This window comes from uncultured Tateyamaria sp. (assembly GCF_947503705.1).
GTDB lineage: Bacteria > Pseudomonadota > Alphaproteobacteria > Rhodobacterales > Rhodobacteraceae > Tateyamaria.
On record NZ_CANNES010000001.1, the window covers coordinates 281,499 to 300,544 of the forward strand.

General features: G+C 58.5%; 20 protein-coding genes. 12 read left to right on the forward strand and 8 right to left on the reverse strand.

The annotated features are described in order from the left end of the window. The first annotated feature begins 64 nt into the window (after positions 1-64). The 4 genes from Q1A44_RS01365 (at position 65) to Q1A44_RS01380 (ending at position 3,804) form a co-directional block, all read left to right on the forward strand. Positions 65-1,462 carry an MFS transporter gene (locus tag Q1A44_RS01365; protein ID WP_299618446.1) on the forward strand — a complete coding sequence of 466 codons (1,398 nt, stop codon included), beginning with the start codon at positions 65-67 and terminating at the stop codon, positions 1,460-1,462. Continuing rightward, complete coding sequence (gene mepA / locus Q1A44_RS01370; protein WP_299618449.1) at positions 1,432-2,313, forward strand: penicillin-insensitive murein endopeptidase; 882 nt, start codon at positions 1,432-1,434, stop codon at positions 2,311-2,313. Before Q1A44_RS01365 ends, mepA begins: the two co-directional genes overlap by 31 nt. Continuing rightward, the gene (locus Q1A44_RS01375) at positions 2,286-3,122 is read left to right on the forward strand and encodes an esterase-like activity of phytase family protein (protein ID WP_299618452.1); all 837 of its coding nucleotides are present in this window, start codon (positions 2,286-2,288) and stop codon (positions 3,120-3,122) included. Before mepA ends, Q1A44_RS01375 begins: the two co-directional genes overlap by 28 nt. Before the next feature lie 61 nt (positions 3,123-3,183). After that, on the forward strand, positions 3,184-3,804 hold the full coding sequence (locus Q1A44_RS01380) for a queuosine precursor transporter (RefSeq protein ID WP_299618455.1): 621 nt from the start codon (positions 3,184-3,186) through the stop codon (positions 3,802-3,804). 251 nt (positions 3,805-4,055) lie between these two features. Here Q1A44_RS01380 and Q1A44_RS01385 read toward each other — a convergent pair whose 3' ends face one another. Continuing rightward, on the reverse strand, positions 4,056-4,445 hold the full coding sequence (locus Q1A44_RS01385) for an STAS/SEC14 domain-containing protein (RefSeq protein ID WP_299618458.1): 390 nt from the start codon (positions 4,443-4,445) through the stop codon (positions 4,056-4,058). Between the two features lie 75 nt (positions 4,446-4,520). On the opposite strand from Q1A44_RS01385, the gene arfB reads away from it, so the two are divergent. After that, on the forward strand, positions 4,521-4,943 hold the full coding sequence (gene arfB / locus Q1A44_RS01390; RefSeq protein ID WP_299621306.1) for an alternative ribosome rescue aminoacyl-tRNA hydrolase ArfB: 423 nt from the start codon (positions 4,521-4,523) through the stop codon (positions 4,941-4,943). A gap of 42 nt (positions 4,944-4,985) precedes the next feature. Beyond that, positions 4,986-5,963, forward strand: coding sequence for a DMT family transporter (locus Q1A44_RS01395; protein ID WP_299618460.1), 978 nt, complete (start codon positions 4,986-4,988; stop codon positions 5,961-5,963). Here Q1A44_RS01395 and Q1A44_RS01400 read toward each other — a convergent pair. From Q1A44_RS01400 to Q1A44_RS01425, 6 genes are all read right to left on the reverse strand, one after another. Then, positions 5,960-6,733, reverse strand: a complete 774-nt coding sequence (locus Q1A44_RS01400) for an ImmA/IrrE family metallo-endopeptidase (RefSeq protein ID WP_299618463.1) — start codon at positions 6,731-6,733, stop codon at positions 5,960-5,962. The two genes, Q1A44_RS01395 and Q1A44_RS01400, sit on opposite strands and share 4 nt — an antisense overlap. Continuing rightward, the gene (locus tag Q1A44_RS01405; RefSeq protein ID WP_299618466.1) at positions 6,720-7,088 is read right to left on the reverse strand and encodes a hypothetical protein; all 369 of its coding nucleotides are present in this window, start codon (positions 7,086-7,088) and stop codon (positions 6,720-6,722) included. The genes Q1A44_RS01400 and Q1A44_RS01405 overlap by 14 nt, the downstream gene beginning before the upstream one ends. A gap of 299 nt (positions 7,089-7,387) precedes the next feature. Beyond that, positions 7,388-8,113 carry a YMGG-like glycine zipper-containing protein gene (locus Q1A44_RS01410; protein WP_299618468.1) on the reverse strand — a complete coding sequence of 242 codons (726 nt, stop codon included), beginning with the start codon at positions 8,111-8,113 and terminating at the stop codon, positions 7,388-7,390. Positions 8,114-8,233: 120 nt separating this feature from the next. Beyond that, positions 8,234-9,526: a nicotinate phosphoribosyltransferase gene (gene pncB / locus Q1A44_RS01415; RefSeq protein WP_299618470.1), complete on the reverse strand. Its 1,293-nt coding sequence runs from the start codon at positions 9,524-9,526 to the stop codon at positions 8,234-8,236. 190 nt (positions 9,527-9,716) lie between these two features. Beyond that, entirely contained in the window at positions 9,717-10,316 is a 600-nt protein-coding gene (pncA, locus tag Q1A44_RS01420; protein ID WP_299618474.1) for a bifunctional nicotinamidase/pyrazinamidase, read from the reverse strand. A gap of 83 nt (positions 10,317-10,399) precedes the next feature. Continuing rightward, positions 10,400-10,666, reverse strand: coding sequence for a hypothetical protein (locus tag Q1A44_RS01425; protein ID WP_299618477.1), 267 nt, complete (start codon positions 10,664-10,666; stop codon positions 10,400-10,402). A 182-nt stretch (positions 10,667-10,848) separates the two neighbouring features. On the opposite strand from Q1A44_RS01425, the gene Q1A44_RS01430 reads away from it, so the two are divergent. Next, entirely contained in the window at positions 10,849-11,772 is a 924-nt protein-coding gene (locus Q1A44_RS01430; protein ID WP_299618481.1) for a rhodanese-related sulfurtransferase, read from the forward strand. Between the two features lie 30 nt (positions 11,773-11,802). On the opposite strand, the gene Q1A44_RS01435 is transcribed toward Q1A44_RS01430, so the two are convergent. Next, on the reverse strand, positions 11,803-13,017 hold the full coding sequence (locus Q1A44_RS01435) for an MFS transporter (protein ID WP_299618484.1): 1,215 nt from the start codon (positions 13,015-13,017) through the stop codon (positions 11,803-11,805). A 127-nt stretch (positions 13,018-13,144) separates the two neighbouring features. Between Q1A44_RS01435 and Q1A44_RS01440 the strand changes: the two genes are divergently transcribed. The 5 genes from Q1A44_RS01440 to Q1A44_RS01460 all read left to right on the forward strand — a co-directional run bounded on the left by Q1A44_RS01440 (position 13,145) and on the right by Q1A44_RS01460 (position 18,996). Then, a complete protein-coding gene (locus Q1A44_RS01440; protein WP_299618487.1) occupies positions 13,145-13,984 on the forward strand; it encodes a flagellar motor protein MotB in 840 nt (279 codons plus the stop codon). Positions 13,985-14,076: 92 nt separating this feature from the next. Further along, positions 14,077-15,387: a flagellar hook protein FlgE gene (locus Q1A44_RS01445; protein WP_299618490.1), complete on the forward strand. Its 1,311-nt coding sequence runs from the start codon at positions 14,077-14,079 to the stop codon at positions 15,385-15,387. Positions 15,388-15,434: 47 nt separating this feature from the next. After that, a complete protein-coding gene (flgK, locus tag Q1A44_RS01450) occupies positions 15,435-16,889 on the forward strand; it encodes a flagellar hook-associated protein FlgK (protein ID WP_299618493.1) in 1,455 nt (484 codons plus the stop codon). A gap of 2 nt (positions 16,890-16,891) precedes the next feature. Next, complete coding sequence (locus tag Q1A44_RS01455; protein WP_299618498.1) at positions 16,892-17,899, forward strand: flagellin; 1,008 nt, start codon at positions 16,892-16,894, stop codon at positions 17,897-17,899. Continuing rightward, entirely contained in the window at positions 17,896-18,996 is a 1,101-nt protein-coding gene (locus tag Q1A44_RS01460; protein ID WP_299618502.1) for a flagellar basal body P-ring protein FlgI, read from the forward strand. Before Q1A44_RS01455 ends, Q1A44_RS01460 begins: the two co-directional genes overlap by 4 nt. Positions 18,997-19,046: the final 50 nt, after the last annotated feature.

Here is a 19,046-nt window from a genome sequence, read left to right on the forward strand (position 1 = left end):
CTTGTCTTGCCACTTGCCCGTCAGCCTGATTTGGTCCGCGTCAACAAAAGACGGGGATCGGGTCATGACAGATATCAGCCTCAAGAAACGCATTCGCGGCTGGATGGCCTTTGATTGGGCGACGCAGCCGTTTTACACGCTGGGTCTGACCTTTGTCTTTGGGCCGTATTTCGCCGCCGTCTCTCTTGAGTATTTCCAAGGCCAGATGGACGATGTGGAGGCTGCCAAAGCGTCCAGCCAAGCCCTTTGGTTTTGGGGGCAAACGATTGCGGGCCTGTTCATCGCCTTCACCGCACCGCTGATCGGAGCCTATGCCGACAGTACGGGGCGCAGGATGCCATGGATTTGGGGATTTAGCGTCGTTTACGTCCTAATGACCTGGGCGCTTTGGTACACTTTTCCCGACGCCTCGACGCTCTTTCTGATCCTGATTGCCTTCAACGTGGGCCTGATTGCGGCCGAATTTATCCTGATTTTTGTCAACGCGATCCTGCCGTCGCTGGGGGACAAGGACGAGGTTGGCAAAATCTCCGGCAATGGCGCGGCCTTGGGCTATTGGGGCGGCGTAGTCTCTCTGTTTCTGATGCTGCTGCTCTTTGCGGAAAACGACACAGGGAAAACCCTCATTGGCCTCGATCCCCTCTTTGGTCTTGATGCCAGCGCACGCGAGGGGACCCGATCGGTAGGCCCCTTTATCGCGATCTGGTTCATGATCTTCATGATCCCCTTCTTTGCTTGGGTGCGCGAGCCGCGTCAGGCCAATCGCACGGGCGGCGTTTCCAACGCGATGCGCGATCTGAAACAGTCGCTGAGCGGGGCGTTGAAACGCAAATCCCTGCTGAATTTCCTGATTTCGTCGATGTTTTACCGCGATGCATTGAACGCGCTTTATTCGGCGGGGGGTGTCTATGCGACGCTGGTTCTGGGATGGAGCATCATCCAGATCGGCGTCTTTGGCATCGTCGGCGCCATCACCGCCGCCATTGCCACGCAGATCGGCGGCATGTTCGACAAACGTCTCGGGCCGCGCCCGGTGATCCAATTCTGTTGCTACATCCTGATCGTCGTATGCATGATCATCGTGGGCATGAACCGCGAAAGCTTTTTTGGTCTGGTCGCCGTGGCTGAAGGGTCCAGCCTGCCTGACATCGTGTTCTATGTCTGCGGGGCGGCGATTGGTGGTGCGGGCGGCGCACTTTATGCCGCATCCCGCTCGATGATGGTGCGCCACACCCACCCCGAACGCCCGACCGAAGCCTTTGGCCTTTTCGCATTGTCGGGGAAGGCCACCGCATTTCTGGCTCCGTTTCTGATCGGGCTGTTTTCTACCCTGACAGGCAACGCCCAGATGGGTTACATTCCGGTCATCTTGCTGTTCGTTCTTGGCCTGTACCTTTTGCGCCATGTTAACCCCGAGGGAGACCACGCCAAATGGTCAAAATCCGAAGTACCTGCGCCATAGTCTTTGCCCTGATCCTCAGCCTTGGGGGTGTCAGCGAGGCCCAACAACTGGCCAAGCAACAGTTCGGGGCCAAAAGCAATGCGTCCGCCCAGAGGCCCGCCCCCTTCGGCAGCTACGCCAAGGGCTGCATTGCGGGGGCCGAGCAATTGCCGGAAACCGGCCCCACCTGGCAGGCCATGCGCCTGTCGCGCAATCGCAATTGGGGCCATCCCAACACTTTGGATTTCATCAAGGACCTGTCGGGCTTTGCCGCGAAACAGCCCGGTTGGAAGGGCCTGTATATCGGGGACATCAGCCAGCCGCGTGGCGGGCCGATGCTGTCGGGGCACCGCAGTCACCAATTGGGTCTGGATATCGACATTTGGATGCTGCCCGCCTCCCGCCTGAACCTCAGCCAGAACACGCGCGAAAACATCTCTTCCATCTCCTTGCGCCGCGCGGGCGGTGCCTTTGTGAATGACAATTGGAGCCGCGCGCACCACCGCATCATCAAAGAGGCGGCCAAGGACAAACGCACCGCGCGCATTTTCGTGTTTCCCGGCGCCAAGGTGCAAATGTGCAAGGATGCCAAGGGAAACCGCAAATGGCTGCGCAAGGTGCGGCCCTGGTATGGGCATCACTACCATTTCCATGTGCGGCTGGCCTGTCCCCGCGGGGACAGTGGCTGTGTGAACCAAGCGCCGCCGCCACCGGGGGATGGGTGCGATGATGCACAGCAGTGGGTCAACGACATCCTCAATCCGCCCCCACCGAAACCGCGTGATCCCAACGCGCCCGCGCCAAAACCGCGCCGCGAATTGCGAATGTCGGATTTACCACAGCAATGCGCTGGCGTCTTAGCCTCGCGCTGATCCTCTCCGGGACGGCAGGGGTCGCCGAACCGCTTACATTTGTGCGGTCGGTCGTTCTTGGCTCTGACCTGCCTGAATTTGGTGGGCTTTCCGCTATCGAGATGCCGCTGTCGGGGAGCGAGGCCTTGATGCTTTCGGATCGCGGGGCCGCCTTTGCGCTGTCGATTGACAGAGCGGCGGGCACCTATGCCATCACGTCGGTCCCCCAACCCCGCCCTCATCGCGACAGCGAAGGATTGGCATGGGACGGCACGGCAATGTTTTTTAGCTACGAGGGGCCCGGCGCGGTGGTGCGCGCCGATGGCAAGCGACTGGCGGTACACCCGGATTTCTCAACGCATCGACCCAACGGCTCACTCGAAGCTTTGGCAGCCGCCCCGGACGGGACCCTTTACACCTTGCCGGAACGATCGGGCGATCCGAACATTCCCTTTCCGATCTATCGCTACACAGGCGGCACGTGGGAAAAGTGGGCGGCGCTGCCGCGCCTGGGGCCGTTCCTGCCAGCGGGGGCGGATATTGGCCCCGACGGGATGCTCTATATACTCGAAAGGGCTTTCAGCCCCCTGGGGTTTCGCAGCCGCATCCGGCGCCTTGACCCAAAAGCCCCAGAGGTCGAAACGGAAACCGTGTTGAAGACCCGCGCGGGCCTGCATGACAACCTTGAGGGACTGGCGCTTTGGCGCTCGGACAGCGGGGCCACCTGCCTGAGCATGGTATCGGATAACAACTTCCTGTCCGTTCAACGCACCGAATTGGTGGAATACGCCCTCACGGAAACCCTTGCAGGCGGTGCCACCTGCGACTAAGACGCGCAAATCCCCGCTCGGGGATCAAGTCGCCGCAACCTTGCTAAAACGGGCATCAGATATGACACGCGCACACCTTCCCGGCATTATTGCCATGGCCCTCATCGTGGTCGCCTCAAACATCCTCGTTCAATTCCTGTTCGGAAACTGGCTGACCTGGGGGGCATTCACATACCCGCTGGCCTTCCTCGTGACGGACATCATGAACCGCGTCTATGGCGCGGGACCGGCACGGACGGTCGTGTTCGTGGGCTTTATCGTCGGGCTTTTCTGCTCGCTGGTCGGCACGCAGATCATGGGCGAGTTCGGCCCGCTGGTCACCTTCCGCATCGCCATCGGCTCGGGCCTGGCCTTCCTGACTGCGCAGCTCTTGGACGTTGGCATTTTCTCTGCCTTGCGCAAAGGGGCCTGGTGGAAAGCGCCGCTGGTCTCGACCATCATCGGCAGTTCGGTCGATACGGCCCTGTTCTTTACCATCGCCTTCTCTGGCGCACTGACCTTTATCGAGCCGTCCAACGACGTGTCCTGGGCGGGCGAGATGCTGCCAGTCCTTGGAGTTGGTCCCGTGGCCCCGCTTTGGGTGTCGCTGGCGATTGCCGATTGGGCGGTGAAACTGACCCTCGCGCTTATTGCATTGGCGCCGTTCCGCTGGGTGACAACAAAAGTTTCAGAGCCTGCCTAAATTCGTTGACTTTTGGCGTGGCTATGCGACGCTGAAGGTGAGTTCAACAAATGTAAAGGAGGTGATCCAGTGTCAAGAAAGGTATTGGAGCGAGGTGTCGGAACAACTTGGGAGGTCGCCTGCTAGGGCAGCCCCGCGCGGTGCAGACCGCCAAGTTGGTCGGTTGACCTAACCGACACAACCTCCTGAAACCATTCGATTGGGCCGCACTCCAGGGTGCGGCCCTTTTTTGTCGAATATGGCATCAAAGATCAGGCCGCAGCGGCATGCGCCTGCAACGAACGCCACGCCACATCCTCGGTGCCAAAGGTTTCGGCCTGCACTGGCAGGATTTTGTCCATGAACGCGATCATCTTGTTGGCACGGTCCGGTGCGCCGACAACCACATAACGGTTCACGTTGCTGATGGCCTTGAACCGGCTTTTGAGAACATCCCAGTCCCAGCCTGCGCCCAGTTCAGCGCCGTCGAAGTGGTCAAAGATCATCAGCATGTCGATTTTTTCCGAGTGCGCGTCGAAGGCCGCATTCATATATTTTGCCATGTCTTCCATGGCATCATCGCTGATCTCGCCGCTGATGCGAAACGCGTAAAGATCGGGGCGGTTGGTTGCAATCTGGGTGATGCCTTTTGTGTTCAACACTGTCATTCTCCGTTATCATTGCGGTATGCATCGGGAACGCCCGACGCTTTGCTAAGTTCCATGGGACGCAAGGATATGCTGCGCATCAATGACGAGATCATCTTGCAGGATTGGGAACTGAGCGAGCAGTTCGTCCGTTCGTCCGGCCCAGGTGGGCAAAACGTGAACAAGGTGTCCTCTGCCGTGGAACTGCGGTTTGAGGCGGCGCGTTCGCCGTCTTTGGCCGGTCCGGTCAAGACGCGGTTGAAACGATTGGCGGGCCGCCGTTGGACCCTGGAAGGGGCGCTGATCATCCAATGTGACGAGACCCGAAGCCAGGCCCGCAACCGCGATATCGCTCGTGACCGCCTGGCCGACTTGATTCGCAAGGCCCTTGTCGCCCCCAAACGCCGTATCGCGACCCGCCCGACGCTGGGGTCCAAGAAACGACGGTTGAAGGCCAAGAAAGTGCGCGGCGAAGTCAAGTCGATGCGCGGCCGCGTCGATCCGGAGGATTAGGCCAGGACGAGTGCTGGTTGAGGGCATCTCCACCTTACGGGGATGATTACGGATGACAGTGGCCCCAAAGCCCGTAAGGTGCACCTGTCGTCCACCATTGCCCCCTTTTTCAGACAGATCATCATGCGCCCCAACGACCGCACCGGTCTTGCCATTATCCTGAGCCTCGTGGCGCTGACCCTGTTTGATGCGATGGGGTTGGTGATCAAGCATTTGTCGAGCACCTATTCCGCCGCCGAGCTGTCCGCGTGGCGGAACCTGTTTGGCCTTATCCCGTCGATAATTGCGCTCGCCGCAGCCCGCAGTTGGCACGCCAAGGGACGCATTTGGCAGATCCGCCAATGGCGGCTGGCCCTCATGCGTGGCGTGATCGTGACCTTTGCCCAGCTCTTTTTCTATATGTCCCTGGGCCGGATGGAGTTTGCGACCGCGTCCACCATTACCTATGCCAATGCGCTTTTCATGACCGCCCTTGCCGTGCCTTTGTTGGGCGAGCACGTCGGGTGGGTCCGGTGGAGCGCGGTGATGGTCGGCTTTGCCGGGGTGGTTTTTGTAATGCAGCCCGGGGCTGACACGTTTTCATATGACGCCCTTCTGCCCTTGGGCGCCGCGGCCTGTTATGCCTTGGTCGGCGTGACAGCCCGGATGATCGACGACGATGTGCCCAGCGCTTTGGTCAGCCTGTATTCGTCGGTCGCCGCGGCTTGTGGCAGTTTGATCCTGGCCTTGTCCCTCGGGGGATTTACGCCGGTCCAAAGCGGGACGGACATGGCATGGATCATCGCCATGGGCGGATTTGGCGGCACGGCTGTCCTGTTTCTGGTTGTCAGCTACCGGATGACCGAGCAAAGCAACCTCGCCCCCTTCAGCTATTTCGGCATCCCGCTGGCCTTTTTGCTGGGTTGGCTGTTCTTTGGCGAAACGCCTTGGGGCGCGCTTTTCCCAGGCGCATTCCTGATCGCCGCGGGCGGACTTTTGATCATCTGGCGAGAGCGTCGCCGCACACGCGATACATACTAGCTAGCCCTAAAATCACCGCCTGTATCATCACAGCCGCACTGTGCTGCCGTTAGTGACGCCAGCAATGCAGCCAAAGGTTCATCCTTGGACCTGGCATCTTCTTGAAGCCGTTTACGGATGTATGACGTCTGCCGTCTGACTACCTTTTCTGGCACGCAGCGGCGTTTCGAAATTGTCGCAACTGTTTCACCCCGTGTCATCCGGCAGAAAAGTTCTGGGGTCGGCAAAAGAATAAAGCCCGCAAGGAAGTTAGCGCTCATCTCAGACTCGAGGATATCCTCAAATTCAGTAATGAACGGATCACCAACGCACCAAGCCTTTGATACAGAACGGTTTTTGTCGAGTCTGACTTCCACACGCTCTACTATATAATTTTCCAAATCGCCACGAATGCGCGGCAAGACTTGTTCATCATCGAACTCAGGCGGCATGCAGTCTTTGTCCAGAACCCAATGACTTAATTCATGAGCGATGGTCCAGCGCAACTCGCGTTCCCCCAAAGATTCGTTCACAACGATTTCCCAACCGGATGGGGTAGTCCGTTTGGATGGGTATAAAAACCCTGCGAGGTTGCCCGGCAATGCAACTTTGACAACCGGCAAACCCAGAGACTCAGCAAGTTCAACTAATGAGTTGTTGGCCGACTTTTGAAACTCTAGAATTTTGGCTTCAAATTTTTTGTGTTTGCGAACCTGCGAAGTGATACGCTTGGCTCGCGCTTTTTGAGTGGTTCGCGCATTTAGTTTTACGATGTTGCTATGCGCTGTCATCGGGCAAACTCTTGTTGATGGAACGCGTTCTGCGGACTAAATCGATTTCTTGCTTTGTTATACCAACATCGTAGTCATCCAACTTCGTGCGATAAAAATCCTTCAGTTGGCGCCATTCCTGAACGTCTTGTGCACTGGGTTCTTGCCGCATTCGCTCTTTTAAACGCTGCTCTAAACGTTTTTGAAACGCTTCTTCTTCTCGTTTTTCTTTGCGTAGCGCCCTGTCTTTCCTAAGCTTTTGGATACGCTCCATCAAACCGAGGGAGTGATAGAAGAATGCAACAATCGCGGCGACAGCAACAAACCATGGCCAGTAAAACCCTAAGGCAGACAAAATGCTTTCGAGATATTCCATCGGGCCATCCGCTCAAACAAGTACTACATCATGTTGTCAATTATCGACAAAGTACTACAAATGGTGAATAATTCAAGAAAATGTTCTCAAATCTGCCGAATTTTGGGATTTTGTCGAAAGTTACGGCACCACACACTCTTGCAAACCAAACTAGATTGGCTTCTTACAAAGCTATCCGGATAGTGATTTACGGGCGAAACCGGATAGCTTGGTATCCGAAACGCACTTGCAATTGCTCGGGCGAAAATTGATTTCGACTAGCGGATGCCGCCTCACTGAGGGAAAGAAACGACGCGGACCTAAAGCAGGGTAATTCCCGAGCGAGCGGAGTAGACATCGGCCTGTAACAGCTGCGCAGCCTGCAAATGACCGTCGAGGCCCTTCTGCCCTTGATCTATAGCTTTTTGGATATGGGCATGGCTAGTTTCGATCTGCTGTTGGCTCATCGTGAGCACCTCGGCAATGTCGGCACGACTTTGGCGAATGCTGTTAATCCCATCATCGTAGGCGGCCTGGTTGATCTCGCCCTTTTCATGTGCCGCTTGTAGCTGTGCCAGTTCCGCATCTTGTTGTGCAAGCACCTGCGGCAGGCTCAAATTCATCCGGTCCATGTGATCCTGGGTCGTGCGCAGACTGCGCATCAACATATCCGGCGTTGCGGCGTCCAAGCGGCGAGTAACGTCACGTTGACCGGCCTTGTTTCCAGCCGCAGCACCAACCAGCCCTCCAGCGGCGGCCCCGATCAGGCACCGCTCCGCACCATTTGCCGTCAATACGCCCAAACCACAGCCGATCACGGCGCCGGCAGCTGCCCCACGCAGTGTCGACTTGCGCCGCAGGTCCTGCGCCATCTGCTTCAACGTGTCGGCCTGTTCTGTCAGATAAGCTGCGTCCTGCGCCCGGTTCTGAAACACCAGGGGCGACGTATCCAGCCGCGTCGCCGCGTCAGGGCGCTGCGGAAACTCGGCGCAGCCTGCGAGCGCGGCAATGGTGATAAGGGACAAGGCGGGGGTCAGTCGGGGCATTTGAGGTGTCCAGTCTTTGGATCAGCGTTAGGTCACGGCACCCCGCTAAAGCCAAATTGTGGCATCATTTTGGACAAAGCCCGGATTTACCTTAAATTGTTTCCATGCAGACGTGAGGCGCTACACCACAACCTCAATGGCCTCCTGGCTGCCCACGCCAAAGACACGCTTGTAGCGGTCGATCTCTGCTGCCGGTCCCATTGCCTTGTTGGGATTGTCCGACAATTTGACCGTAGGCTGGCCATTGGCACTGACCGCCTTGCAGACGAGCGAGAAGGGGGCCAGGGCGTCGCCTTGCGTCAACCCTTTGAAGTCGTTGGTCAGCATCGTGCCCCAGCCAAAGCTGACCCGAACCCGCCCTTGAAACTGCTGGTGCAGTTCTTCGATCTTGCCCGCATCCAGCCCATCCGAAAAGATCACCAGCTTGTCGCGCGGATCCTCGCCCCGTTCGGTCCACCAGCGGATGGCCGTTTCCGCCCCGGTGGCGGGGTCACCGCTGTCGACGCGGATGCCTGTCCACCCAGCCAGCCAATCGGGCGCACGGTCCAGGAACCCTTTGGTCCCGAAGGTATCAGGCAGGATGATCCGCAGATTGCCGTCATGTTCCTCTTGCCAATCGCTGAGCACGTCGTACGGGGCCCGCGCCAGATCGGCGTCGTTTTCGGCCAGGGCGGAGTACACCATAGGCAGTTCGTGCGCATTGGTGCCGATCGCCTCAACCTCGCGGTTTTTCGCGATCAGACAGTTTGAGGTGCCCACGAATTTGTCGCCCAGCCCCTCACCCATCGCCTGCACTGCCCAATCCTGCCAAAGGAAAGAATGCCGCCGCCGCGTGCCGAAATCCGCGACCCGCAGTCCGTCCAGTTCGCGCAACCGCTCAATCTTTTCCCAAAGCTTGGTCATGGCGCGGGCATAAAGGACCTGCAATTCGAACCGGCCCATGCGGTTCAGAACCGCTCGCCCGCGCAGTTCCATCAATACGGCAAGGGCCGGGATTTCCCACAGCATCACTTCGGGCCAGGACCCTTCGAACGTCAGTTCGTACTGATCCTCCCGCCGCTCCAGGTGGTAGGCGGGCAGGCGCAGGGTTTCGAACCAATCCATGAATTCGGGGGTGAACATCTGCCGTTTGCCGTAGAACGTGTTGCCCCGCATCCACGTGCTTTCCCCCCGACTGAGCGAGAGGGAGCGGATGTGGTCCAATTGTTCGCGCAGCTCGCCTTCGTCAATCAGCTTGGCGAGCGGCACATGGGTGGAGCGGTTGATGAGGCTGAAGGTGACTTGGGTATCGGGCTTGTTTCGGAACACCGATTGGCACATCAGAAGTTTGTAGAAATCCGTGTCGATGAGGGACCGGACAATGGGGTCGATCTTCCATTTGTGGTTCCAGACGCGGGTGGCGATGTCGACCATGGGGTAGTTCCTTGCTTGGCTGATCACCTTGTGCCAGAGGTTTGCGCCTGGCCGCAAGGCGGGGCGAAGACCGGCGCGGTCTTCGGCTGCAATCCGGCGCGGATTGCGGTCGCGCCCGTTGGCCTTTGTAGCGCTAGGATTTGCCAGCCTTCAGACGCCGCGTCGGCGTCTTGCAGTGATCCGCGTCGGATTACGTGGCCAGTGTGACGCCTGCGGCCCGCATCCCATCTTGGGCTGCTGCAAGCGACCCGTTCAAGTCAATGGCCCGACACAGATCCATTTGCACCGTTATATTGAACCCCAATTTGGCAGCATCCACCGCCGAGAAGTTCACGCAAAAATCCGTCGCCAGCCCCACCATCAGCAGGTCCGAAATACCTCGTGTCCTCAGATAGCCCTCCAGCCCGGTGGGCGTGCTGTGGTCATTCTCGAAAAACGCGGAATAGCTGTCGATGTCCGGCCGGAAGCCTTTGCGCACGATCATCTCTGCCCGGTCACTGTGCAGTTCGTTGTGGAACTGGGCCCCGATGGACCCCTGAATGCAATGATCCGGCCAAAGAACCTGTGGGCCATAGGCCATGTCCAACACCTCGTAGGCATCGCGTCCCGCGTGCGACGAGGCAAAAGACGAGTGCCCCGCTGGGTGCCAGTCTTGCGTCAACACCACAGCGTCTGCATCGTTCATCAACGCATTGATCCCAGCGACGATCCGGTCGCCTTCGGGGACGGCCAACGCCCCCCCGGGGCAAAAGTCGTTTTGCACGTCGATCACGATCAGGGCATAGGTCATTGGCAGCTTTCGTCTAGGGTGTCGCCTAAGTCTATTCCCAATTCACTCATGACGAAAAGCAGATAACCCATCTGGGCCGGGCGCTACATGCCCAGAACGCAAAAGGGGCACACTGCAATCAGGCCTCCAACCATCACGGCACCACCCACCGCTTCTCCTGCGCTGACGGTGCCATCCTCGTTCATGTCAAACGCCTTGGTCTTGGCGGGTTCTTCTCTTGTGACTGCGGGTGAAAATCGCTCTGTTGGCGGCGGCGGCAACATGCCATCTCTGCTGTTGGGAGGCGCAGAACAGGCAGCCAAGGACAGGCTGGCAGCAGCTACAACTGCGATGGCTTTTACATCTATCATTTTAATATTGCTTTCAAAATATGCATCCGACGGTAGCCGAAAAGGCGCCGTGACGCATAGTATGGAATACCGGACCCGAACCGCAGCTTCATGGCGGGCCGGGTACCTGACACGTGCTCAGGCGTCACACCGGCGTGGCGAAAGACTTGCAGGACGCAGCGCGCAGGCGTATCTGAGCGCGCATGTTCACCATCGCTGCGCTTTATCACTTTACCCGGTTTGACGACCCCGCCGCCTTGAAGGCGCCATTGGCCAAAGTTGCGTGTGGCAACGGCGTGACCGGCACATTGCTTTTGGCTCCGGAGGGGATCAACGGCACGATCGCGGGCAGTCGCGCGGGCATCGATGCCGTTCTGGATCATATCCGCGCCCTGCCCGGCTGTGCAGAACTGGAGTGGAAAGAGAGCCATAGCCCAACGCCCCCTTTTGGAAAAATGAAAGTCCGTCTCAAGCGGGAAATTGTCACCATGGGCCAGCCTGACGTCGATCCGGCGGCCCGCACCGGTCACTATGTCGAAGCCTCTGACTGGAACGACCTGATTGGGCGTGATGATGTCGCCGTCATCGACACCCGCAACGATTACGAGGTGGCCATTGGCACCTTTGACGGGGCAATTGATCCAAAAACTGCCAGCTTTGGCGCCTTTCCCGCCTGGTGGGAGGAGAACAAGCACCGCTTTCATAACAAGAAGGTGGCCATGTTCTGTACGGGTGGCATCCGCTGTGAAAAATCTACCAACTACCTGCTCGGCCAGGGGGTCGAGGATGTCTTTCACCTCAAGGGTGGCATCCTGAAATACCTCGAAGAGGTGCCTGCATCTGACAGCACATGGCAGGGTGAGTGCTTTGTCTTTGATGGCCGCGTCAGCGTCGGTCACGGTTTGGAGGTTGGGCCGCACCTGCTGTGCTATGCCTGCCGCCGTCCGATCTTGCCTGCGGATCAGAACCATCCTGGCTATGAGGCAGGTGTCAGCTGCCATCATTGCGTTGATGAGACCACGTATGAGGACAAGGCCCGCTTTCGCGAACGTCAAAAGCAGATGGTGCTTGCGCAGGCCCGCGGCACCGACCATCTGACAGGCAAGATGGTGCCGGGTAAAACCTAGGTGCATCCCCCGTAAGATGCGGCGAAAGCGCTAGGCTGGCTGCAACACACCACGCGTGCGGCTGCGGCCCAAAAGCCACAGCATGATCGCGATGTTCAGCCCGTTCCACAGGATCCCGTTCCAGAACGCCATCTGATAGCTGCCCGTCACGTCATAAATCCAGCCCGACATCCAGCCCCCCAGCGCCATGCCCATGATTGTCGCCATCAACACAAACCCAACCCGGGCGCCCGCCTCGCGCGCTGGCATGTATTCCCGGACGATCACGGCATAGCTGGGTACGATCCCGCCTTGGCTAAGTCCAAACACAAGGCTCACGACATAAAGCGAGATCAACGCGTCAGAGGGCAGGTAAAGCACAAGCGCAATGCATTGCAGCACCGAGCCGATCAGCAGCGTCATGACACCGCCCAGCCGGTCCGCCAATGCGCCCGATACGATCCGCGACGCAACACCACCCAAAAGCATCAGCGACAGCATTTCGGCACCGACCGCCGGGCCATAGCCCAGATCGACGCAATAGCTGACGATATGGACCTGCGGCATCGACATCGCCACACAACAGCCCACGCCGGCCAACCCAAGCAACCAGGCCAACATGCGAGGTGAAAGCCCGACAGACTGCGCCCTGAGGCCCGAGGCAGCTTCGGCTGTTGCATAAGCTTCTTCAGGCACCGAGCGGCGCAAGGCAAAGGCAAGCGGAATGACCACACACAACGTGGCGACTGCCAGTATGACATAGACCATCCGCCAGCCTTCTTCAGCCAGATAGCCCGCCAGAATGATCGGCCAGAACGCGCCCGAGATATAGTTTCCGCTGGCCACCAAAGCGACGGCGATCCCCCGCCGCTTGATGAACCAGTGCGAGATGTCCGCGATCAGCGGGCCGAATCCCACCGCCGTGAAGAACCCCACCACCAGCTGTGCCAATGATAACATGAGGATTGAAGTACTGAGGATGGCCAGGCCATATCCCGCCGCGATGCCCAGCCCGCAGGCCACCAGAACCCGCGTGACGCCCCAGCGATCCACCGCACGGCCAATCGCGAAGTTCCCTACGGCAAAGCCGATCATGGTCAGGGTATAGGGCAGGCTCGCCTCGGCCCGGCCCGTGCCGAACTCTGCCTCAACGGAGGGCATTACCACGATGATGGCCCACATGCCGACATTGGCCACGGTGGCAATTGCCAAGGTCAGGGCCAGCCGCCCCCAGGCATAAGGGCTATCAAGGACGCTTTTACTCATATGCTATCTGCGCGTGGCGCGATCCGCTGCGCAAGGGGCCAGATGAAGTTCTGACAATTTGATCTGTTAAGCACCGGGTAAGGCGCCGTGGAATAAGAATGATCTTGGGTGAAAATGAGGTGTGGGAATGAGCGCGCAAGCAAATGCGCGGCCTATCATCATCAAGCGCAAGAAAGTCATTGCTGGCGGGGGCCATCATGGCGGTGCGTGGAAGGTGGCCTATGCGGACTTCGTGACCGCTATGATGGCTTTCTTCATGTTGATGTGGCTGCTGAATGCAACGACCGAAAAGCAACGCAAGGGAATTGCGGATTACTTTTCGCCGACGATTCCGATCAATCGGATTTCAGGTGGCGGGGATGGCAGCTTTGGCGGCGACAGTATCTTTTCTGAAATGACCTTGCCGCAGAACGGCACAGGTGCGACCGCCGCGCGGCCCACCGAAGGGCGGCAGGCCCGGGGCGAAAGCGGGATGAGTGTGGACGGCAAAGGACAGACGCAGGCCGAAGAAGCCTTTAGATCCCTTGAGGCCAAGTTGCTGGGCAAAGGCGGCGAATCCAAGGTGATGGAGAATGAGCTGCAACACATAAACACCCGTCTGACCGACGAGGGGCTGGTGATCGAGATCTTTGCGCTGGAGGGCACGCCGCTGTTTGAAGGCACAAGCGATCAACCAACACCCTTGCTGCGCAGCCTTGCCCTGATGATCAGCGACACCGCACAAACCGTGGAAAACGGTATCGCAATCGGTGGTCATGTTCCGGCAGAACCGATTGTGCGGGCCGAGAACCTGACCTGGCAAACCTCTGCGAACCAGGCCACCGCTATGCGCAAGCTGATCGAAGCGGCCGGGATCGCACCGGCGCAGATCAAAAGGGTCACCGGCCATGCCGACCGCGAACCCATCACGCGCAATCCCATGGCGCTGCGCAACAACCGATTGGAGATTGTCTTGCTGCGCGAATGAGGAATAGATCGGATTTTATCTGTTAGTCTGACATTAATCAGCTGCGCCTAACTGTTGGCCCAATTGGGTCGATACAGCAGAAAGGCGTGTCTATGACGATCTCATCTTCGCTTAACGCAGGTGTGGCAGGGCTTCAGGCCAATGCAACACGACTGGCAACCATTTCAGACAATATCGCGAACTCTTCGACGTTCGGATACAAACGGGTCAACACGGATTTCCATTCGCTGGTGATTTCGTCCTCTGGCGGGACATATTCGGCAGGTGGGGTCCGGGCGACAACCTCACGCCTGATCGACCAAAGCGGGTCGCTGGTGTCGACATCCAACCCGACAGACCTGGCCGTGCGGGGTCGCGGCATGCTGCCAGTGGCCAAGGCAAGCGAGGTCGAGGTCGGGAACGGCGAAAACCAGATGTTTCTGACGACAACGGGGTCTTTCCGCACTGATGCGGAAGGGTATTTGCGCTCTGACGCGGGGCTTATCCTGCTGGGCTGGCCCGCCTTGCCAGACGGGACCGTCCCGACATTTCCCCGCGACACGTCGGACGGGCTTGAGCCAGTTCAGATCAACGTGAACCAGTTTTCAGGTGAGCCGACCACACAAATTTCGCTGGGCGTGAACCTGCCCGCGACGGAAACGGACGCAGGTGCCTTGGGTGATGCGCAAAACCTGGCTGTGGAATATTTCGACAACCTCGGCACATCCGAAAGCGTGAATATCAGTTTTGCACCGACCGTTCCGGGCACAGGGTCGTCAAATGAATGGACGATGACGATGACGGATTCCGCGCTCGATGGAGCCGTGATCGGTGAATATACCCTCACCTTCGACGACAGCCGGACATCTGGCGGCACGCTGATTGCTGTGGCGGATGCCGCGGGCAATCCCGGTGGCACCTATGACCCGGCCACGGGCAACATCGTGGTGAATGTCGAAGGCGGCCCACTTGAGGTGAACATCGGGCAACTGGGCGAAAGCGACGGGATCACGCAGCTGTCAGACAGCTTTGCGCCGGTTTCGATCTCCAAGGATGGATCGCCCGTCGGCAACATGACCAGTGTCGAGGTTGATGCAAACGGCTTTGTGACTGCGTTCTTTGACACCGGCATCAACCGCACGATCTACCAGATCCCTCTGGTCGATTTGCCCAATCCCAATGGGATGGTTGCCCTGGACCAACAAACCTATCTGCCATCCCCTGAAAGCGGCAGCTATTTCCTCTGGAACGCCGGGGATGGACCGACGGGCGACGTGGTCTCTTATGCCCGCGAGGAATCTGCAGTCGACGTCGCCGGTGAACTCACGGCCATGATCCAGACCCAACGGGCCTATTCGTCCAATGCCAAGGTCATTCAGACCGTGGACGAGATGCTTCAGGAAACCACCAACATCAAACGTTAACGGCTAAGGCCGATATGCGGCCGGAGCACTGAACAAAGGGCCCTGACATGACCATTACATCTGCTTTGAACACGGCCATGTCGGGGCTGCGTGCTGCGGGTCGCGCATCCGAAGTCGTCTCTTCGAACATCTCCAACGCCATGACACCGGGCTACGCAAGGCGTACCCTGTCGGTCAGTTCAGCGTCAGTCGGATTTTCCGGGGGTGTTCAGGTGAACGGCATCCAAAGGCATGTCGACAGCCAAGTTTTGTCCGACCGCCGACTGGCAGGGGCAGAGTTCGGATATCGCAGTGAAACCAGCAGCTTTTTAACAAACATCGAAAATCTCATTGGCACCCCGGACCAAGCCGGTTCGTTGTCCGCCCGCCTTTCCGACTTTGAAAACAGCCTGATCACCGCCAGCAGCCGCCCTGACGCCAATGAACGGCTTGAGGCTGCCGCCTGGGCCGCCCGCGATCTGGCCGGTGCAATCAATACGGTGTCTGATGGCGTACAGGATGCGCGAACCCAGGCGGACCGCAACATCGGCACGCAGGTGGATCGCCTGAATGAAGCTTTGAAATCGGTCGAACGTTTGAACCGACAAATCACCGCCGGTTCCAGTCAAAACAGCGATACATCCTCTTTGATGGATCAACGCCAAACACTGATTGACGAGATCAGCGAAATGGTCCCGATCCGAACGGTGCCGCGTGCAAATGACACCGTCGCGCTCTATTCGACCGGCGGCGCTATTCTGCTGGATGGGCGCGCCGCAGAAATCGGGTTTGAACCTGCCAACATCGTGACCCCCTACATGTCGGTGGGTGATGGAACTTTGTCCGGTCTCACCGTGAATGGCTTTGCCATCAATACAACCTCGCAATCCGGCAACCTGCGCGGCGGCACGCTTGGTGCGCAATTCGAGATCCGGGATGAGCTTGCTCCTGAGGCGCAAGAACAAATGGACGCGCTGGCTCGTGACCTGATCGAACGATTTGAAGACAGCACGGTAGATCCGACACTGTTGCCCGGGCAGGCGGGCCTCTTTACCGACGCCAACGCCCCATTTGACCCGCTGGGAGAACAAGGTTTGGCCAGCCGCCTGACGGTGAATAGCCTCGTCGACCCAACTGCGGGAGGCGAGGCGTGGCGTATGCGCGACGGTCTTGGGGCCACGGCACAGGGTGACGTCGGGAACGCGCAACTGCTGAACGCACTCACCGATGCCCTCAACACCACGCGCCTGCCAAATTCCGGCAGCTTCGGCGGCGCCGCGTTTTCCGCAATCGACCTGACGGCAGCGCTTACGTCACAAATAGGCGCGGACCGCCTGCGCGAGGACCAACAGCTCAGCTTTGCGTCTGCTCAATTCTATGAGTTTACCCAGCTGGAGTTGGCGGATGGCGTGGATACGGATGTCGAACTGCAACGGCTTATGGCGGTGGAGCAAGCCTATGCGGCAAACGCGCGTGTGATCGAAACTGTCGATGAAATGATCGACACATTGATGAGGATCTGAGCATGAGCGGCCTGTCTCTGGGGGATCTCGCCCAGTCTTTTATGTTGCAGCGGCGTGGCGCTGACCTCAAAGCGGAAATGAGCCGCCTGAACGCCGAACTGACTTCTGGTCAAGTCAGCGACGTCAAGGCGGTTCTCGCAGGAAATGTCAGTTACCTGACCGACATTGAAAACGATCTGAACACGTTGGGCGGCTTCAAAATAGCGACAGCCGAGGCCGCGCAATTCGCGGACGCCACCCAGATTTCGTTGGAACGTATTTACGACACGACCAGTTCGCTGAGCACGGCAATCCTGACTGCGTCCGCCAGCGCCGTTGGCCCTGTGTTGGAACAAATTTCGGTCGACGCGGAGAACGATCTGGACGCGATTGTAAGCGCCCTGAATACGAGCAGCGGCGGTCGCTCACTCTTTGCCGGAACGGCGACAAACAGTGCCGCCATGTCGAATGCGGATACAATTTTGAGCGCGTTGCGCAGCGCAACAGCGGGTGCGCAAAGCCCCGATGCGCTCATCGATGCCGCTGATACATGGTTCGACGACCCCGCCGGGTTTTCAGCCACGATGTACCAAGGCTCTGACCAGACGCTTGCGCCGCTTCGCGTGTCTGACACGGATACCGTCACCATGGACACAACAGCAGACGCCGAAGAATTTCGCGCGTTGATCCGAAGTGTCGCCTTGACCGCCATCGCTTCCGATCCGAGCTTTGGATTTAGCGGTGACAGCATCCGAGAAGTGTTTTCTGAAACGGGCAAAAGGCTGTTCGAGAATCAGGCTGACTTGACGGCCCTGCAGGCCAACGTCGGATCGGCGCAGGAACGGATCGAGACAATCGCCACCCGAAACGCCACCGAGGAGACGACGCTGGCCTTTGCCAAAGGCGCGCTGTTGCAGGCTGATCCTTATGAGACAGCCACCAAACTGGAGGAAGTCCAATTCCAACTTCAAAGCCTCTATACCGTCACGGCACGTATGTCCGATCTCTCTTTGGTGAATTTTATCCGATGAGACTTATCATCAGTGCAATTGTCTTACTGCTGCTTGCACAGGTCAGCGTTGCCGGCCCGGTTCGGATCAAGGACCTGGTGGAATTCGACGGCGTGCGGGGCAACGATCTGGTCGGCTACGGGTTGGTTGTTGGGCTGGACGGTTCTGGCGATGGTCTCCGAAACGCACCTTTTACAGAAGAAATCATGACCAACGTTCTCGAACGGCTGGGCGTGAATGTCACCGGCGAACAGTTCAGGCCCAAGAATGTCGCGGCCGTCTTTGTGACGGCCAGCCTTCCGCCTTTCTCGCGTAGCGGTTCACAAATCGATGTCACGGTGTCTGCCATTGGCGACGCCAAAAGCCTTCTGGGCGGCACGCTCATCATGACGCCTTTGAATGCTGCCGATGGTCAGATCTATGCCGTTGCCCAGGGCACAATTATCGCCGGAGGCGCCGTGGCTGAAGGGGACGGCGCACGCGTGACGCAAGGCGTTCCAACCTCTGGGGTGATCCCTTCCGGGGCGCGGGTGGAACGTGAGATTGATTTTGAGCTCAGCAGCCTGTCCGACATGCGGCTGGCATTACGGGACGCGGATTTCACCACCGCATTGCGCATCGAGGATGCCATTAATTCTGACTTCGGCCGACGGGTCGCGACCATGCTTGATTCTGGCACCGTCACGCTGAACGTCGAACGCACCGGCATGCGCTCGGTCGCGCACGCCTTGGGCAGGATAGAGAACATTTCTGTCGAGCCTGAACGCAAAGCGCGCGTCGTGGTGGATCAGCGTTCGGGCACGATCGTTATGGGCGAAGATGTTCGTATTTCTCGTGTGGCCGTGTCGCAAGGCAATCTCACCTTGCGGATCCAGGAACAGCCCCTAGCCGTTCAGCCCAATCCGTTTGCACAAGGTCAGACTGTCGTTGTGCCGCGTACAACGGTCGATATCCAGGATGAGGAAGGGACGGGCCTCGCGGAAGTGCCTGATGGGGCGTCGCTCTCCGAAGTGATTGCGGGCCTGAACGCATTGGGTGTTGCCCCGCGAGATATGATCGACATTCTCAAAAGCATCAAAGCTGCAGGGGCGCTGCATGCAGAATTTGTGGTGCGATGACATCTGTCGACAAATCCAGACCTTTGTCCATGCATCTCTGTTTGCGTGGG

Coding starts and splice junctions, on each gene's coding strand:
- Q1A44_RS01365 (WP_299618446.1), top strand. CDS start 65: ATGACAGATATCAGCCTCAAGAAACGCATTCGCGGCTGGATGGCCTTT.
- mepA (WP_299618449.1), top strand. CDS start 1,432: ATGGTCAAAATCCGAAGTACCTGCGCCATAGTCTTTGCCCTGATCCTC.
- Q1A44_RS01375 (WP_299618452.1), top strand. CDS start 2,286: ATGCGCTGGCGTCTTAGCCTCGCGCTGATCCTCTCCGGGACGGCAGGG.
- Q1A44_RS01380 (WP_299618455.1), top strand. CDS start 3,184: ATGACACGCGCACACCTTCCCGGCATTATTGCCATGGCCCTCATCGTG.
- arfB (WP_299621306.1), top strand. CDS start 4,521: ATGCTGCGCATCAATGACGAGATCATCTTGCAGGATTGGGAACTGAGC.
- Q1A44_RS01395 (WP_299618460.1), top strand. CDS start 4,986: ATGATTACGGATGACAGTGGCCCCAAAGCCCGTAAGGTGCACCTGTCG.
- Q1A44_RS01400 (WP_299618463.1), bottom strand. CDS start 6,733: ATGACAGCGCATAGCAACATCGTAAAACTAAATGCGCGAACCACTCAA.
- Q1A44_RS01405 (WP_299618466.1), bottom strand. CDS start 7,088: ATGGAATATCTCGAAAGCATTTTGTCTGCCTTAGGGTTTTACTGGCCA.
- Q1A44_RS01410 (WP_299618468.1), bottom strand. CDS start 8,113: ATGCCCCGACTGACCCCCGCCTTGTCCCTTATCACCATTGCCGCGCTC.
- pncB (WP_299618470.1), bottom strand. CDS start 9,526: ATGGTCGACATCGCCACCCGCGTCTGGAACCACAAATGGAAGATCGAC.
- pncA (WP_299618474.1), bottom strand. CDS start 10,316: ATGACCTATGCCCTGATCGTGATCGACGTGCAAAACGACTTTTGCCCC.
- Q1A44_RS01425 (WP_299618477.1), bottom strand. CDS start 10,666: ATGATAGATGTAAAAGCCATCGCAGTTGTAGCTGCTGCCAGCCTGTCC.
- Q1A44_RS01430 (WP_299618481.1), top strand. CDS start 10,849: ATGTTCACCATCGCTGCGCTTTATCACTTTACCCGGTTTGACGACCCC.
- Q1A44_RS01435 (WP_299618484.1), bottom strand. CDS start 13,017: ATGAGTAAAAGCGTCCTTGATAGCCCTTATGCCTGGGGGCGGCTGGCC.
- Q1A44_RS01440 (WP_299618487.1), top strand. CDS start 13,145: ATGAGCGCGCAAGCAAATGCGCGGCCTATCATCATCAAGCGCAAGAAA.
- Q1A44_RS01445 (WP_299618490.1), top strand. CDS start 14,077: ATGACGATCTCATCTTCGCTTAACGCAGGTGTGGCAGGGCTTCAGGCC.
- flgK (WP_299618493.1), top strand. CDS start 15,435: ATGACCATTACATCTGCTTTGAACACGGCCATGTCGGGGCTGCGTGCT.
- Q1A44_RS01455 (WP_299618498.1), top strand. CDS start 16,892: ATGAGCGGCCTGTCTCTGGGGGATCTCGCCCAGTCTTTTATGTTGCAG.
- Q1A44_RS01460 (WP_299618502.1), top strand. CDS start 17,896: ATGAGACTTATCATCAGTGCAATTGTCTTACTGCTGCTTGCACAGGTC.